The following is a 17,468-nucleotide window of genomic DNA, read 5'->3' on the forward strand; positions in this document are numbered from 1 at the left end:
TTATCCTAGTCAGAGGACTTTCGATACCAGCGCTGAGTGTCAAGCACATAGCCGCTCGTATTACCGAAGATACCTGCTGATCCCATACCATCTTTATCAGAGGGTCTGCTGCTGCCATTGACATTATGCGGTAAGACGTTGGGTGTGGTATCTAAAAAGCTTCTATCACCGTAGCCACTACGATTTTTATCGACAGTCTGCTCGGAGAATGTTTGGTTGCCTATCAGTACTTGCACATTGGTAAAGTCTTTACTAAAAGCCCCTAGTGATAGCTCTTGTATGCCTTTACCTGCACGCACAAACCCGCCTGTACCATTTTTGGAAGTGTCATCTTCACAGACTCCCCAAGGCAAGCAATATAATTGACGCTCGGAGCCACCAACTACTTGAGCTGAGCAAGTATTGACCGTCGTGTCATACTGCATCTCGGGGCTATAGGCAGTCATATAGTAAATACCGCCCATCGCTAAACCATCTCCCATGCTTTTGACGTGTTTGATGTTTGAATAACCATCAAAATAGGTCAACGGATAGCTCCAGCCTTGCAAGACACCACCTTGTAAAGCAGTTATCACACCAGACTTGGTTTTTGGTATTGGGGAAATAATGTCTAAAGGTGTCGTTATCTTATCGAAAGGTAGTGATGCCAAGTCATTTAATGTCAGATCATCTGCGTCTAGAGCGATATTATTACCATATAAGTTTTGATCGACGATATCTCTATCTATGATGCCAAATACTCGATTGGACTCTAATAGGCTATTACGATGACGTGATAGTGGATTGCTACGATCGCCCGATGCAATATTGACTACGGCGATGAGCTGTGTATTGGCACCATCAGGCTGAAAGAAGCTGACTGATGGCTGGGCGTAAAATCGGTATTGTAGACCTTTATTGACCAATAATTTTGAGGTCAAATCACTGGTACTATCACCGCTAGCGTTCAACACTCTAGTCACGCGGCGTACAAAAGTATTGAGACCTGTACTTGAGCCTAAGCTTTGACCGTTCTGCAGATCGACGCGGTATAACTGACCGCCCAAATCTCCAAAGTATAAATGATCAATGAGTCCATCATTGTCACGATCTAGCGTCGTAATTTCACTGACGATACTATGCTTCATAGAAGATACGCTGACGTTTTTGCCACCTGCAGTCGCACCTGATATAGATGCAATCAGTGCGCCTGTATCTGCATCGGCAATATATATCGCATTGCCTTTTGCTTGCGCAATACTGCTACAGCCTTCAATATTACTGGTAATAGAGTTTAGCTTAAAAGTAGGGTCTTCATAACAGTTATCATAGCCACCAGCGAAGATGATAACGTCTTTGATTGCGTTGCTACCAGCGCCGATCTTGACTTTACCGACGACAGGCTTTGACATAATCATACCCATACGGCTATAGCCTGACGTGGTATTATCAATAGTAAAGATCTTGCTTGGTTTGGTAATCGTACTTATATCGAGCCCGTATAGGCCTACCCCACCTTTGCTCAAGCCGCCATATACTTTTATGCTACTGGCAGAAACAGAACCACTACCATCAGCAGCGAAGCTGTATTTGTACTCGCCCGTTGATGTCCATGGCGCATCCACCCCAAATACTGGTGTTTTTATTTTTGCATCGATATTTACAGCCGCATCTTTTAAGGCTTTTAGTTGGCTTTTTATGAGCACCTTTGGTACAAAAGCAAGTCCTTCTTCTCCAGTTTCAGACTTTGCTAAATGCAGGGCGCCTTCCATAGAGCCAAACATCACATAGTCGGTACGGTCACTAGGGTCGGTGGAGATTTGACCTGCATCAGCATCAATGACGCCATTGCCATCGGTGTCTTTATCAGGTGAGTTAATATTGCCGCCATAGCTGACGACGCTTGGCTGAGAATGTAGTACGCCGCCAAGTACCTTGACATCACCACTAGGAGAGGTGATCAGCTTTGCAAGCTCAGTCTGTTGATTACCAGCTGCGTTTATTTTATTGATTAAAGCAGTATCAATATTGATGTCATAGCCTAAAAAGCTCAGTAAGTACAGCTTCTCTGCTGCGCCATAGCTGCTATCTAATGCGTCGAACCCTACTAACTTACCAGCGGTCACTGCTACTTTTTTAAGTCCAGTGCCACTCTCGACATAGACGGCGCGAGTGGTATTATTGGCGGCGGTTGGTGATTTGAGACGCGCATAAAACCCGCCTGCAGTGATGCGATCGTTGACATTGATTGTATTACCATTGGTATCAATGCTTTGGTAGTTTTTGGTGCTCCATAGATCACGAGCATTTGGATTTAGATCTGCCGGAAACTTTTTACCTGTCGTGTCAATATTACCGTCTTTATCGATGTTGACGTATAGGCGCGTATCAGCAGTAGTACCCCGTGCTGACTTACCGTATAGTGTACCTTGATTGACTTCATACTTCTTTAGGTTGCCTGGCCATACCATAAGGTTGCTGCCTACTTTGGGCTCAAGCATCGGCAGATAAGCATAAGGTTGGATGTTTTGGGCACTTAATGGATCTTGAGGAATAGTAATCGTGCCAGAGGGAATACTGGCCAATTCGTTATCGAGCTTGGTGACAAAAGACAACACACTGTTGACGATGTCTTTTGAGTCCTTAGCATAATAAAAACCGCCTTCACCGAAGCCACCTACCCCAGCATAACCAGCAAAGCCTGTCTTAATATCCTCAGACTCCATACCTAGGTTACATGAGTTCTGCGCATCTTTATTGGTTAATAAATCACAGCGGTAGTACTTTTTCTCATAAGGTGTGCCATCGGATAGGGCTGTCTGTATTGACTGATAGTTACTAGGATTATTGAAAGCATTAAAGCTATTACCAAAACCTACCATAGCGGTCTTGATGCCTTTATTGTTTAAAGCTTTAGCATAGTCACCAGTACAGTCCCATCTTGCGTCGTTGCCTCCAGCAGCACCTGTGTTACTCAACGAACCATCACAACTAAAGCTACGATCATTTAACGTTTGACCCATCACGTACTCAGTATAGGAGCCACCACTATTAGGTTCACCATCTGTCAACAGATATATACCTGTACCAGCGCATTGAGAGCTTTCTGGCTTGATATAGTTGTTACTATTACGTATCACACCATCGTTATCGATATTTAGAAAACCACTATAGCTAGAGCCACCGTTTGATGTAGAGCTACCTAAAACATAAGCGCCTGCTTCTGCATAAGCTTTGGCAGTAGGTGTACCTCCATAAGGATCCAATTCAGCAACGTACTCTCTTATATCCTCTTTTTGATCATCATCTAAAGGCTTAGCTGCGACCCCGATTTTGCCATATCTGCCACCGTGACCATAAGACCCAGCACCCGCGCTTATATTATCGTCCATTCTTGGATTACGGAGCAGCTTAAATACAGCAGCTTTTAGCGCGCTCATCCGATCTAAACGCCAATTGGTTGGAATATCGCCTGCTGTAATTTCAGCGGCCGTGCGGGTATCTTGAACGCTAGTATCTATACAGTAGGTAATATCATAGCTTTCGCCATCGTCATCACGCTCTTTACTGACGAAATTCTCCTTAAAGCCATCAGGATAATCTCTATAATCTAAATCATTTTGTACCGTTGTTTTACTATCATTACTATAGTAACAAGGTCTACTATCGTTACCGATTAGGTTAGGAGTATGATAATCGTATTTTTCTTCTACCGTTTCTATTTCTATGTATTCTTCAAGATACTCTCTACCAATACAGTAACTACCTATATAGAAACCAGTACATCTTTTTCTAGTTTTAACGACCTCTTTTCTCTCTGATACAACATAAGGTTTTTTCTGATAGTCTGCACTACCGTAATCCTCCCATAAGCTATCGATCCGTTGGCGACCCTGCGTAAAGTTCCCCATACTGCCTGACTTATCAAGCATCAACATAACCGTGGGCTGAATCTCACCCACAGGAGGTTGGTAGATCGAAAGATCTCCTAAAGAGTTGTAGCTTGCCACCCCTCTAGCATCATAACTAACTGCCGCTTGAGACTTGGTAGCCATACCAATAGTAGACAGTGCCAACGTAAGCGCTGTGACTTTAAACAACGTCTGAGGAGTACAGGGTTGTACTGATAATGAATTGAGCTTTTTCATGTTGTACTCCTTAGAGTGTAAGTATTATTACAAGACAGCATAGGTCTTATTTGACTTAGTTTTTTGAACCTGTTGCGCCAGCGGCCTTGGGTGTACCAGAGGCAGTAACATTTAATAGCTTTTGACAAGCGTCGCTAAACGCGTTGTTTGCAGTACCTTTGCCGTAGTCCAAGCACTTTTTAGAAGTCAATATATTTTCAAGCTTGACGTCTTCTACTAAGGTCGTCGCTGGGACCCCAAGACGTGCTAAGCACTGGGTCAGTGTCTCGTCATAGTACTTAGTGATATCATTATCGTCTTTGTCCTTGGCGCTATAGCCAAAGTCAGCCGCGTTTTGATTGGGCTTTTTTAGACATTCTAGGATGTCATTTTCTTTTGCTTGCGTTAGTCCAGGTAGGAACGAGCTACTAAACAGGCGAAAATTCGGTGAGCTACTAGTCACATCGGTGGTAGTGATGGTCTGCTCTAACGGTACAAATTCAAAAGGCCCCGCGGCGACCATATCACTACTAGGGCGAGTGACCGCTACTTGCGTCATCACGTTATTGCGTGCGCTACTAAAGTCTTCGGCCTTACTAACACGACAAAAACCGCCTGTGCTTGAAGAGCCTGTCGTCAGCTTACTACCGCCGCTAGGATCAATGACAGTTGCTTCATTCATTCTAAAAAAGTAGTCGGCGCGCGGACGATAACAAAATACAATTTGATCCCCGCGATTCTCTTCTGCTCCAATGTTCATAAAATAACCAAACATACCGGCTGAGCTAAGCGCTAGGTTTTTTTGAGTAACTGCTTCTGCATTAGATGTATCCACATTGATAAGCTGCTCGATACTTTTATTATTGTTGTCTGCTGTGTTCAGTAGCAGTGCATCTGCTTGATCACTCGTTGCAAGCTTTAAGTCTGTCGTACTACTTCTTACTGCTATAACGCCTGCTAGCGTAATAAGAACTAAAAATAATAAAACCACGATCAAGGCGACACCTTGCTGATGAGTAGGCATAGACAAATGCTTTTTCATAGTATTTCGCCTTATAGTGAGGGTTTCTGTCTTGCGTTTCGCAGCGCAATTTCATTTTGAAAAATAAAGCGTAAGTATTTTTTTTCTACATCGGTTGCATCTGTTTTTAGAGCGACATCATTACCCAAAACGGTAAAATTATTAGACAGCTCTGAGGTTTGGACGACGTTGTTAGAGCGTATGATGCCGCCCACTTTTACTGATATAATATCTGGTTTGTCTGTCAGATCGGTGTATTGTTTGACCGTGTAATAGCGTATGTCATCAGCCTCTTTGGTTCCGAGCAAGATATCAAAGTAATCCATGTTTTGAATGACAACAACGCCTTTGTCACCGAGGTCTTTTATCCGGTTTTTGGCGGTCAATACAGTAGCAGGCTTGTCTGCTCTACCTTGCTCTGTGTAGTCGTCCATATCTTCGGTAATGTATTTGCCAGCGTCACAATATAAAGAGAGTTGATTGGGTTTGGAGGCATCTTGAGCATTTAAATAATAACGCTCTATAATGATTTGTCCGTCAATGACTTTTTTGACTTTATTAATGTTGACTTCTCTTGGGCCTAAGGCTGCCCTACCTTCACAGTCAAACATATCTTGCGGTGCTCTGAACTGTATCGTTAGCTGTCCGCTTGGTGTGTCTGTCGCGGTCATCGCTGACCATTGATTGCCTGAGCCTTTCGTTGTTACATCACCAGTATTGGTTAGTAATGTCAGAGGTATCTCTTTATCACCATCCAACTTTATGTTTTTTAGGTTGCCAACTTGAGTCAACACCACCCCTGCCCCAGCATTGGTATCATTGATAGTGTCTGCAAGCCCCAAGTTAGCCAGTCGTATATGCTCTTCTAGCACAGGGATGCCAAAGACGCTTGAATCAATAATGCTTGAGCCTGCTTCTTGTAGAGTGACCGCTCTAACATTAGCAATATAGACCTGCATGACTGCTGCTGATATCAATAAACCCAATACTAAAGAGATCATCAGCTCCACCAAGGTAAAACCTTGCTGAGTTGGCGGTAGCGGATTGGTAGGCTGTTTGGATAAATGACGGTGTATAGTAGACATCAATAAGCCTCCATAATAAAACATGAGGCGTTAGGCTTATAAGTGCCGTTGGCATCCGTACAAGAATACTTTTCGTCATTCATAGTCGGTTTAGTCTGACTCCACGCTGCAATGATACATTGGCGCTCATTCATATCATTGGTATCTGTACAAACTTCCATATTGAGCGCAACTTCTTTTTCACAAGCAGCGACGAGAATGATGCCAACATTATGGTTGACCATCTCATCGATACTACAGTCGTCCGTATTACAATCAGGAGCTGCAGTACTATAAGTTTTCACATCTTTACAGTAGGCGCTTATATCGTAATCGCTATTCACTTTTTTACTGCTTTTATAAACGCTATTTACCTGCTCTCTATAAATTGGGCCAGTATTTGGTAGTATACGCATACTCTCTGACAAGGATTTCATAGTAGATATAGAGCGAGTACGCATCAGGCTCTCATCAGTCGCTTTTATAGCGCTCATTTGCATAGCACTAAAACCCAATACCGCCACAGTTAGCAGCAGCAGCGCCACCATAACCTCGATCAATCCCACACCTGCCTGAGTCGTTTGTGTCTTCATTAGCAGCTCCCAACGGTGGTAATATTGATATTAGCGATACTATTCAGATCGACTTGTCTAGGAGTTTCACTAGTAGAAGCATCATCGCAAACGGTATAGCTAACGCTGGCACCACCAGACATAACTTTATTAAACTGAAAGGTAACTTCAGTGACCGTAGTAGGAGTAATTACTTGATTGATAGTGCTTTGAGAGGCGATATTATAGGTAGACAAAACGGTACTAGTGTCGTCTTGTAAGGTGATGGTTTTAGGCGTGCTACTGTTGTATACCACTGTGATGTTTTGCCGGCGTATGATACTTTCAGCTTTCGCTTCTTTGAGCGCACTCTCTATGGTTGAGACAGTTGACTTTACTCGCTGATTGGCTAACTGGTTGCTGATATTGGGCGCGGCAATGCTTACAATGATCGCCAGTACAGCTATCGTTATCATCAGCTCAATCAGGGTAAACCCTGCGCTGGTTGCTGGTCGTTGGTAAGATGAGCCGTACAAAGATGTGTTCACATCAATATCCTATTAATAACAATCACACATAATGACAACGACCAATTTATTTATATAAAAAATAGACACTACTTAGCCAGTTTTTTGTTTATTCTTAAACACTATTGCAATTACTGCAATATTCATTCCAGTGTGATGGTATCAGCAGGTAATGCTTTAGAGCAGACAACCCACGTGATAAATGGCGTTGTCAATGAAGTAGTTATAAGAGTCGACATAAGAATGGACAATGTAGCACAGATACATTTCTGTATCATTAATAATACATAAAAATATCTTTAAATATTATTTATTAACATTGTTTGTCTAGGTGTCGTGACTGCCGTGCGCAAGTGCATAGGCTGATATATGGTAAATATTAGAGATAGGTGTGTTTTTATCGTGGGATGTACTTGGATTTATAGGATAGGTCTGATTGTGAGAGAAGGTTTGGATATACAGTGTCCGAGCCAGCGCTTGTAGACTTGCTCCTGTGGTTGCCACATCATCGAATATCAATATACGTTTGACAGGAGGTAATGTCGTCAACGTAAAAGCATCGTTTAGGTTCGTTAAGCGCTCTGCACGCGTTAGGCCTTGTTGACTAACAGTATGATCAATGCGCTGGACACCTTGCCAGATAGGTATATTCCAATGCTTGGATAAATAGGTAGATAAAATAGTTACCGGATCAAAACCGCGTTCAACTAGGCGACTGGCGGTGGTAGGCATAGGTAGGATGACGCTGTTTTGGCTATGGCAGCCAACAGGTCTTGGGAGCTGACGCAATACATGTACCAATAAAGGCAGTTTGGTCATGTCCTCTGAATGTTTAAAAGCTCGAATGGCTTGGCGAATTGGATAGTCGTAATAAGTAGCAGCTTGGATCGTAAGAGAAGCACCTGCGGCAATATCTACAGTAAATACCTTGGGGAGCCACACGATATAATCATGACAGCGTGCACATAAAAGGCCTTTATATAAATAACGCTGTATACAATTATGAGGCGATGGGGCTGCGCTGCTGGGTATGGAAGCTGTACTACGATAGACATGACATAGCTGACAGCGTAAATTTATATACTCTGCCAGCCATAGGCCGCTTTGATATGGTGCTAAGCGCTGCATAAGCCGTTATGACACTTATTGATAAGACTTAGCGAATTATAGTCCTTTCCAGTCATTGAGTACGATCCCAACCCCGACAGCAGTATTTTTATGGTTATAGTCGATGATGGATTCACCGTAACCATGGAATAGCTGAACATACCCATTGACGTTATTAGACAATGGATAGATATAATCGACTTGCGCTGCGCCTTTTTCTGTCTTTGGATTATAACGCAAAGTACCGCTGACACTATGTTTGTTTGGCAAGTCATATAAGAACTTCATATCACCATAGCCCAAGAAATCTTCGATATCTGGGTTATCATCCGTATCGCCACTCTCGGTACTGACTCGCGTCCACAGTCTTGGTACAATCGCAAACTTACCCCATTCAGCACCAGCCATAAGATAGGCACGGTTCCATGAACGAGACAAATTGTCAGACTGACCGTTTGAGTGATGCGAAGCTCCCGCCCCTAACATACGCAAGCGTCCACCAAAGGGTAAGTTTGCTGTGACAGGCTGAGTTACAAATACCTCTGGCTCATAGTCAGTTGCTCGAAACGGACGAGAGTTGTCTTCATTGTAGACCTGCCAATGCGACTGCTGCGTATAGCCAAACCACATATCAGCGTTGGTATCGAATAAATCCTCTGCAACCTTCGTCTTAATGGATACTTGCAATTTTAACTCAGGTACTCTTAGCTCATTGGGACTAAAAACTTCCTCATCTCGAGTCGGCGTGCTTGGATTACGGTTGGGTTTGGCATTTAAAAATAATGGCAATAAATACATAGGACGGTGTGGTCGCGCTGACCAAGTGCCGCGTTCACTGTTTTGATCCAAGTCATAGGCCAAACTCAACGGCGTATATTTTTCGATATCGCTTTGAGTCACGCCGACATCATCTAATATCTCGGCTTGTGTCTTGTCTATCGCGGCTTTATTTGTTTCATTATTAGAGGACAACTGATTGGCGATGAGTACCGTATCCGCAGCTGCTACAGTATCACCCTGCATCTTAGTCATATCTTCTGCAAGTACCACCTGCGGCTCACCCGAAATGGTACTTTTAATGGTACTTGCCAAATCTAATGGTTGCTTAGTCGTGGTATAGCTTGGCGTCTCGCCTTGCTCTGCAACTTTGTCAAAACAGGCCAGTCGTGCAGCAGCCGTACGTACTTGCGTACATTCAAAAAACAATTGTGCTTGCTGTGCGACAAAAGCGTCGTTAGACAGTTTTTGATTATCAACGTTTGGTGTCTCTAACTGCTCAACAGTAGCTTCCTGCACGTTTATAGCTAATTCATCATTTATCTGATTGTTATCTACCGCATGCACTTGCATGGTAAAACAACTCAGTGCCACGCCAACTGCTATGCTCAAATGGGTTTTGGTTACTGTGTGCTTAGTAGCTTGAGAAACAAAAGCAAGGCCCATCATCTGACGCTGCAAAGCTGTATGAACAAACATAAGTGTCCCTTGTGTTAATTGACACGATGGTCAATAAATTATCTGCAATGACTAAAATCAAACTTGATCGGTAAAAAGCAACTACGGTATTTTATTAGTACAACTTAACTATTGTTGCTTTAGTGTAATAAATATAACTGCATTATACTAGAGTTATTTGTCTTTAGTACAATGTTAAATAACAAGAATTTGTCTCTAACAAATCTTTAAGCGTACGCTTAGTAAATAAAAAGAGCCAGTCACTGTGTCATAACAGTATACTGGCTCTTTTATCATGTTGACTTTTATTAATGCTGCGTTATTTGTTGAGTGCCGTTAAAGTCTCTTCAAACTCTGAGCGTCCAATTTCACCAACTTGCTGATTTATCAATTGTCCATCTTTGTAATACAACAATGCTGGCGGACCAAATAGTTGGTAGCGCGCCAAAATTGCCTTTGAGTCTGGAGTAGTTTCAGTGATATCAAGTCTGACCAGCTGCCAGTCTTGCATCTGCGCTGGGCGATTGTGAAACAAGTTTTTATCCATAATACGACATTCGACACACCAATCAGCCGTCACATCCACGATGATTTTGGGATTTTCGGCAATGATTGTATCTAATTGCGCAAGTGTCGTGATGTGCTCGTCGTTCGTATTACTATTACCAGCCGCTTGACCAGTCGCTGACTGTACCATCGTTGGCGCAGCGCTTAATGATGCTAACGGATGGAGACTATCATCGTTGCCAAGTGCTGCCCCAATTATCAAGCAAGCGGCCCAAATACCAGTCACTAGACCAAGTGCTTGGGTAAACATTCGGCCACGGCCCAGCCAGCTCCATGCCCATGTCGCTACCACCATAAACCACAACGCCCATACTAACAGCATTATAGGCGATACAAATACGCGCTCAATCAATAGCAACGCCACTGCAAATAGTAATAAAGCAAAACCTTGCTTGACCCAGTTCATCCACTCGCCAGCCTTCGGTATGATCTTGCCTTGAGTGGCACCAATTAAAATAAGCGGCGCTGATAAACCAAAACCAAGCATAAATAAGGCGGCAAAACCAAGCAGCGGACTACCAATAGTCGACACTGCAAGCAAAGCTCCAAATAGTGGCGCGGACACACAAGGCGATACGACCAATGCGGATAAAAACCCAGCAATGAGGCTACCTCCCGTACTACCAAGCTTACTATCACCCGCTTGACTCAAACCTTGCATCTTACTACTAATGGCTCGTGGCAAACGAATGGTAAACACACCCAGCATATATAGCGCTAATAGTACAAAAATAATAGCAAAGCTAATCAAGATAATTGGGTTTTGTAGCCAGCCAATAATGCCTAATGACTCACCAAACACCGCGATGACTGCGCCCAAGATACCATAGGCAGTAGCAACTCCAATAGCATAACTGGTGGTCAATATCACGCCTTTTTTTACTGTTGGGTTTTTCTCACGTGCAACGATATTGGCAACGATAGGCAGCATCGGCAGCACACAGGGTGTCAGTGCTAAGCCTAAACCTGCCAAAAACAACAACCCTAAGGCCAACCAAGGATGCGAGGCAAGACCAAACGGATCAGTATCGACTAAACTATCCTCGTTGACAGTAGAGCTGCTGGCCGTGTTGTTATTGGTCGTATTGCTATCGACCGTACCACCACCGATGACATTGGTATCTGCTCCAGAAATCGTATTGGTTGTAAGCTCGTCATCTAAAGCGCCCTCATCTAACAAGGCATAGTCAATCACCTCATCATCTGTTTCTACTTGCTGTGCTGTAGGCGTAGCATTATCCGTATCAGTTGCAGTCGCTGTGTCTGCTGTCGTGGCAGTACTCGTAGCAACTTTGACGGTAGAGTCTGTCGCCTGATCTTGAGAAGACGTACTATTGCCACTCGCTGCAGTCTGCGGGGTAGTCGCAGCGATATTGACAGTCGTATTGATCTTTTCAGGTGGGTAACACAGTCCCGCTTTGGCGCACCCTTGCCAGCCAATAACCACTGCAGCATCGTCCAGGCTTTTGCCACTTGTACTCTTTAACGTCGTGGTCGCAACCATATTGGCTTGATCAAATACGGGCACACGACCAAAGGTTGGATCATCAATAGAAACAGCCGTCTGATTAAAAGTAAATGGCGTCGCAGTTATACCAGCAGGCAAGGTAAGCTTTATTTTATCTTTATAGACATAGTGCTCAGGTGTGATGTCAAAGTTGATCGATAACTGCGTCCCTGTCGCGACAGGCTTACTGACACTACCCACCTGAAACGCTTGATCGACTGGCAAGAACTTTGGTTGCGCTGAGCTTTTATTACTGGTAAATAAGTCACCCAAACTGGCCGCTTGCACGGTCGTTGTGGCAGCGCCCACTCCTGTCAGTATAGTGCTACTGGCCAAAGTGAATGCCAATAGATAAGACTTTTTGACAGAACGTTTTGTATAGAAGGATGGAGGTTTTTTTGGTGTCTTAATGGACATAAAGGACTGCCTATTGATTACTAATACTGACATCGAATCAATCGATATTTACTTAGGTTTTGCTGCGATATCAACTGTGGTTTTGATTTTCTCTGGCGGATAGCAAAGTCCAGCTTTAGCGCAGCCTTGCCAACCGATCACGAGCGGTGCGTTTTTTGCCCCTTTTCCATTATTTGTCGTCAGCATCGTGGTTGCTATCATACGCTTTTGGGTAAATACGGGTACTTTACCAAAAGTTGGATCATCGATTGAGACTGGTGATTGGTTAAACGCAAACGGCGTTGCGCTCACGCCTTTTGGGAAGTTTAAAGTAAGCTGGTTTTTGTAAACGTAATGACCTGGCGTGATATCAAAGGTGATGGATAAACGCGTACCCTTGGATGTTGTATTGGTAATGCTATCAACTTGGAAAGCTCTATCCACTGGTAAAAACTTCGACTTTGTAGCACTGTTATTACCAAACAACTCACCTAAACTTGCCGCCTGAGCAGTCATAGCAATCATTGAAGAACCCATCATCACTGAGGTGCTCATGATAGCAAGTGCAAGCACATTAGACTTTTTAGAAGTACGTTTGGATACTGCGATTGATTTTATTATTGGTGTTTTGATTGACATGAATAATTACCTTTAATTGCTGCTTTCAATAAACGAGGGCTAAAACCTAACTATTCTGGCGATGGTATTGGTATCAAACGAAAAGACTGTCATGCTAAAAACTTTAGTATGCCAACTTATATAAGCACGGCGCTAACTTTCGTATTAATAAAAAATATCAACCAATAAGGTCTTATTGGTTGATAATAGTTACGATCCAGTGATCCGTTTCTGGCCGTTATTACTGAGTACGCTAATGTCTCTAATTATAGTTTTGCATAGATGTCAGCATCTTGACCTTCGCCGCCTTGTTGCCCATCTGCACCCAACGAAAACAAATCATAAGGGCGACCTTCGCTACCTGGAGAGACATACTGCAGCTCATTTTCCCAACCATCAGTTGGATAGCCACCTTTGATATAACCCCCTTCAGGATAATTCTTCGCGTCCGCAGGTGGCGTGCTCAACGCCTCTAAACCCTGCGCTGTCGTTGGATAGCGTGAGTTATCTACCTTATACATATCAAGCGTATTAGATACGGTCGATAAGGCCGTTTCTGTCGTTTTAACCCGCGCTTTGTCGCTTTGGCCCACGACTTTTGGCACGACCAATCCTGCCAAAATAGCCAAAATAACAATCACAACCATGATTTCAATGAGCGTAAAGCCTGACTGGCCAACGTTCACTGCTGTCCGACTATTGACGACGTTTGCGTCTTTTATATCTAAATGAGATGGTCTGCTTTTCATAAGATGCTGCTTTGCTGCTTTGGTTGGGGTTTTATCACTCATAATCATCGCTTTTATCATTACCGTTATACACAAATATCAAGACGATTGTCACTATAGACTATGATTGTATATTTATCTACTATCGCAATTAGCTTTTAGATAATCACTATCGCTACTTATAGTTATAAATATTTATATAAACGTCATTTTTATTGATGTTACTTTTATCGATGTCGCTTTTATCAATGACACTATAGCCCACTAAATCGAGGTACAACAGTGCATTTGTCTTTTTTTGATTAATATACAACAGTAAGCAAAATTTGAGAAACCTGCTGTAAGATTAAGGTGATGCGATTCAACAGCAAACCATTTAATCTAACCTGCTAAATCGTTCATGTTTACAATCGGCAGCATGACTGCCATCACAATAATCATAACGACGACGCCCATCAGTACTAGCATCAACGGCTCTAATAACGACAGCAAAGTGCTAATAAAGTTGGTCGCTTCTGCCTCTTGCATACTGGCTGCTCGGCTGAGCATATTGTCAAGCTCACCTGAGTTTTCCCCACTTTTTATCATCTGTACCATCATCGGTGGGAAATAGGACGTTTTTTCGAGTTGGCTTGATAAGCTGGCACCTTCTGTTACTCGATCTGCAGCAGTAACGATGGTTTGTTTAATATGTAGATTGGTGGTGACGGCGGCGCCAATATGTAAAGCTTCAATTAATGGCACACCTGAGCGTACCAATATCGCAAGTGTACTGGCAAAGCGGGCAGCATTGAGACTTTTAGAGAGCCGTGCCAATATTGGTAACCGAAGGAAGATGCTATCAATAGCAAGCTTGCCTGCTTGCGTTTGCGCAAACCGGTAAAACAAAAAAGCGCTACTTATTAATATTAATAGCATCAGCCACCACCACTGGGTGATGGCGTTGGACATCGCTAGCACCACCTGCGTAATTAATGGCAGTGCCTGCTCAGACTGCTCAAACACTTTGACAATCTTAGGTACCACAAAGCTCATCAACCCCATAATGACACCGACTGCCATGACCATCAGTACGATAGGATATACCATTGCACCTTGGATTTTCTTTTGTAAGGCAAAGCGGTTTTCAGTATAGTCGGCCAATTGATTAAGAATCAGATCAAGATGACCTGACTTTTCACCAGCCGCTATAGTGGCAATATATAAAGGCGGAAAACTCGCCGCTTGCTGTAACGCACGGGCAAAACTTAAGCCTTCTAGGACGTGTGAGCGTACTGCCAGCATCAGAGACTTGATATGAGTTTTGGGAGATTGCTTGGCGACAGCGGCTAGGGTTTCTTCGAGAGGAATACCAGCTGCTAGCAGGACAGAGAGCTGGCGGGTCAATAGCGCCAGCTCATATGCAGATGGTTTTTTATAACGACTGCGCTGTCGACCTTGCTTGTCATTGACAGCATTGACCTCTACTGGCGTCCACTGTTTGTCACGGATCTGCTGGCGTACTTGCCGCGCCGAGTCACCTTCTAGTAACCCTTTTTGGATATCGCCTTGGTCATCAAGCGCTTTATAATGATAAGCAGGCATAACAGCGAGTATCCTAAGGCAATAGATGAGAAAAGAAATGGTGAGTCATGTCTTTAAAAAAGTGGCGTAGAATCATTACTCTCGGGCATCATTCCTTGTAATAACAATACATCTAAATGCTGCTGCTGTAGCTTTTTATCAAAATCATTAACTTCGGCGATAAGCATTTTTTCGATACGTTTATCAGACGCATAGACGCTAAGACGCGCGCAAATGACTGCCAACTGGTAAATACGCTTTTTACAATAGCTGTCTAAGCCTTGCAACAAACGCACCATATAAGGCGTCTCAAGGCTAGCATAGTCATACCCTTCAACCACTTGCTCACCAAGTGCTGTGACGCCGTAGCTAATAGACAGGTGCGCGCAAAAATAACAGCTGAATAAATAACCAACCACATGACCAATGTAATATCCACGATCATACGTAAAACTACTCACCCCAAAGTGACCAAGCACATAGCTATTTAGACTGGCTTGATCTTCAATAGGTTTGGGGTGTTTTAGCTGACCCACAGTTGCAAGCCTTAGCGGATTATGACCATCTTGCGCCGTCAGCTGCCACCCTGCTGGTTGCTGAGCTGGCATATGGCGTACGATGTCAGCGATAATATCATCGACCACATGCAACTGCTGCCACAAGCGCTCAAGTGGATTGACATCGAGCAGGCCACGCTTATCAAGCTGCTGCGCAAGCTTATACTGCTGATACTCTACAAACTGACTCTTTAACGTCTGTACCAGATAGGTTGGACGTACATTTGCAGAAGCCAAATATAGCAAGCGAGTACGCTCATGCTGCAGGCGATAAAGTGTTAAACGCAGCTCAGCCACACTAGACTCTGAGGGGTCAGTTGCGTGAACGGCAGATGACAAAGAAGATGACATGGTAAAAAGAGCAAGCAGCGCCGCTTTATCTCTCACTGTCGATTCTTGTAGCGATGATAATGTCTCATGGCTACTTTTATCATCAAAGATGGAGGCACTACTATCGCTATTTATCGTAGTAGATTGTAGGGTATTGTTAAAAGTCGGTTGGGTCATAATGTACCATCACCAGCAAAAAATAAATGTGGCCTTCAGTATCATAAGCGTATATCTAAGCTATCTATTTAAATGCCATAACTAAAGATAACAAATAGCCAGATATCGTAGTGACTGCGTTTGGACTACTGACTATTATATAGTACCTGAACGCACTTTAGTTGTCAGTGTTACGCTCGCTCTTTGTCTGACTTTTTAAAATGGACGCTCATAAAATACTCATGCTGTCAGTTTACGTTGATACTGCTGACGATACGCTTTTGGTGATACCCCATAAACGCGCTTAAAAGCCTGACTAAAGGTTGAGTCTGACGCATATCCTACTAGCTCACTAATCCGGCTGATGCTGTTTTGCTGCAAACGCAGATAGCGTGCTGCCAAGCGTAAACGATAGTCAATTAAATATGTCAGAGGCGGCATTCCAACCACATCTTTAAACCGCTGAGCGAAGCTTGAGCGCGACATTCCTGCAACCTCAGCAAGCTTATGAATCGTCCAGTTTCGATCTGGTGCATAATGCATCGCTACCAATGCTTTGGATAAAAATGGATCTTTTAGCGCTTTAAGCCAATTGTCTGTGGCCTCAGGCAAGCTCTCAATATAGGTGCGCAGGCATTCAATCATCATGATACTGGCCCAATGGTTGATGACTGCCGTCTTACCCATACGTTCATGCTCAGACTCCAAGGTCAACAGCTTGACCTCCACATCAATAACGCCAAATCGACCATCAGATATCTCAGTAAGCTCAGGCAATATCGTTGGTAGCACTGACAACAACGGTTGCGTCATCTCTTTTTCGTACTTACATTCGATTAAGATCAAACATGCATTGATCTCACCTTCTCCATTGAGTTCTATCACATGGTTTTCAGAGTCGTTGAGCATCTCATCTAAAGGTCTGGCGTCATCACCATGATGGCTAAGTGCATAACTAATATGCTTATAGGCGTTTGATATCATAATGGTATCGCCAGTCTTTGCCTCTCGTATCTCATTGCCTACGTCAATGCAAAAACTACCAGATAACACTAGATAAAATAAAATCGTATCTTTTCTGTCAATTGAATATGACCAATTACCTCTACCGTTTAAACGATAGTAATTTGTCTCAAACAAGTGCACGTTCTGTAACAACATACTAAGTGCGTCCATTAACAATTTCCTCAATAATGTATGGCAACTTACGGCAGC

Annotated in this window: 13 protein-coding genes; all 13 read right to left on the reverse strand. The window is 43.4% G+C overall.

The genetic code is table 11. The annotated features are described in order from the left end of the window. Positions 1-5 precede the first annotated feature (5 nt). On the reverse strand, positions 6-4,127 hold the full coding sequence (locus Q0890_RS05175) for a PilC/PilY family type IV pilus protein (protein WP_299218320.1): 4,122 nt from the start codon (positions 4,125-4,127) through the stop codon (positions 6-8). Between the two features lie 55 nt (positions 4,128-4,182). Further along, positions 4,183-5,148: a PilX N-terminal domain-containing pilus assembly protein gene (locus Q0890_RS05180; protein WP_299218322.1), complete on the reverse strand. Its 966-nt coding sequence runs from the start codon at positions 5,146-5,148 to the stop codon at positions 4,183-4,185. Positions 5,149-5,159: 11 nt separating this feature from the next. Further along, positions 5,160-6,212, reverse strand: coding sequence for a prepilin-type N-terminal cleavage/methylation domain-containing protein (locus Q0890_RS05185; protein WP_299218324.1), 1,053 nt, complete (start codon positions 6,210-6,212; stop codon positions 5,160-5,162). After that, positions 6,212-6,784 carry a type IV pilus modification protein PilV gene (gene pilV, locus Q0890_RS05190; RefSeq protein WP_299218326.1) on the reverse strand — a complete coding sequence of 191 codons (573 nt, stop codon included), beginning with the start codon at positions 6,782-6,784 and terminating at the stop codon, positions 6,212-6,214. Before pilV ends, Q0890_RS05185 begins: the two co-directional genes overlap by 1 nt. Then, entirely contained in the window at positions 6,784-7,290 is a 507-nt protein-coding gene (locus Q0890_RS05195; RefSeq protein WP_299218328.1) for a Tfp pilus assembly protein FimT/FimU, read from the reverse strand. The genes pilV and Q0890_RS05195 overlap by 1 nt, the downstream gene beginning before the upstream one ends. 306 nt (positions 7,291-7,596) lie before the next feature. Further along, positions 7,597-8,397 (reverse strand): ComF family protein, encoded by an 801-nt coding sequence (locus Q0890_RS05200; RefSeq protein WP_299218330.1) that lies wholly within the window; start codon positions 8,395-8,397, stop codon positions 7,597-7,599. Positions 8,398-8,433: 36 nt separating this feature from the next. Next, a complete protein-coding gene (locus Q0890_RS05205; RefSeq protein WP_299218333.1) occupies positions 8,434-9,852 on the reverse strand; it encodes a phospholipase A in 1,419 nt (472 codons plus the stop codon). Between the two features lie 298 nt (positions 9,853-10,150). Continuing rightward, complete coding sequence (gene dsbD, locus Q0890_RS05210; protein WP_299218335.1) at positions 10,151-12,322, reverse strand: protein-disulfide reductase DsbD; 2,172 nt, start codon at positions 12,320-12,322, stop codon at positions 10,151-10,153. 48 nt (positions 12,323-12,370) lie between these two features. Then, the gene (locus Q0890_RS05215; protein ID WP_299218337.1) at positions 12,371-12,940 is read right to left on the reverse strand and encodes a protein-disulfide reductase DsbD domain-containing protein; all 570 of its coding nucleotides are present in this window, start codon (positions 12,938-12,940) and stop codon (positions 12,371-12,373) included. 245 nt (positions 12,941-13,185) lie between these two features. Further along, positions 13,186-13,710: a type II secretion system major pseudopilin GspG gene (gene gspG / locus Q0890_RS05220; RefSeq protein WP_299218339.1), complete on the reverse strand. Its 525-nt coding sequence runs from the start codon at positions 13,708-13,710 to the stop codon at positions 13,186-13,188. 318 nt (positions 13,711-14,028) lie between these two features. After that, positions 14,029-15,231: a type II secretion system inner membrane protein GspF gene (gene gspF / locus Q0890_RS05225; protein ID WP_299218341.1), complete on the reverse strand. Its 1,203-nt coding sequence runs from the start codon at positions 15,229-15,231 to the stop codon at positions 14,029-14,031. 53 nt (positions 15,232-15,284) lie between these two features. After that, positions 15,285-16,274 (reverse strand): hypothetical protein, encoded by a 990-nt coding sequence (locus Q0890_RS05230; protein ID WP_299218342.1) that lies wholly within the window; start codon positions 16,272-16,274, stop codon positions 15,285-15,287. A gap of 219 nt (positions 16,275-16,493) precedes the next feature. Then, a complete protein-coding gene (locus tag Q0890_RS05235; RefSeq protein ID WP_299218344.1) occupies positions 16,494-17,429 on the reverse strand; it encodes a helix-turn-helix transcriptional regulator in 936 nt (311 codons plus the stop codon). Positions 17,430-17,468 lie beyond the last annotated feature (39 nt).

Source organism: uncultured Psychrobacter sp., from assembly GCF_947488565.1.
Lineage (GTDB): Bacteria > Pseudomonadota > Gammaproteobacteria > Pseudomonadales > Moraxellaceae > Psychrobacter > Psychrobacter saeujeotis.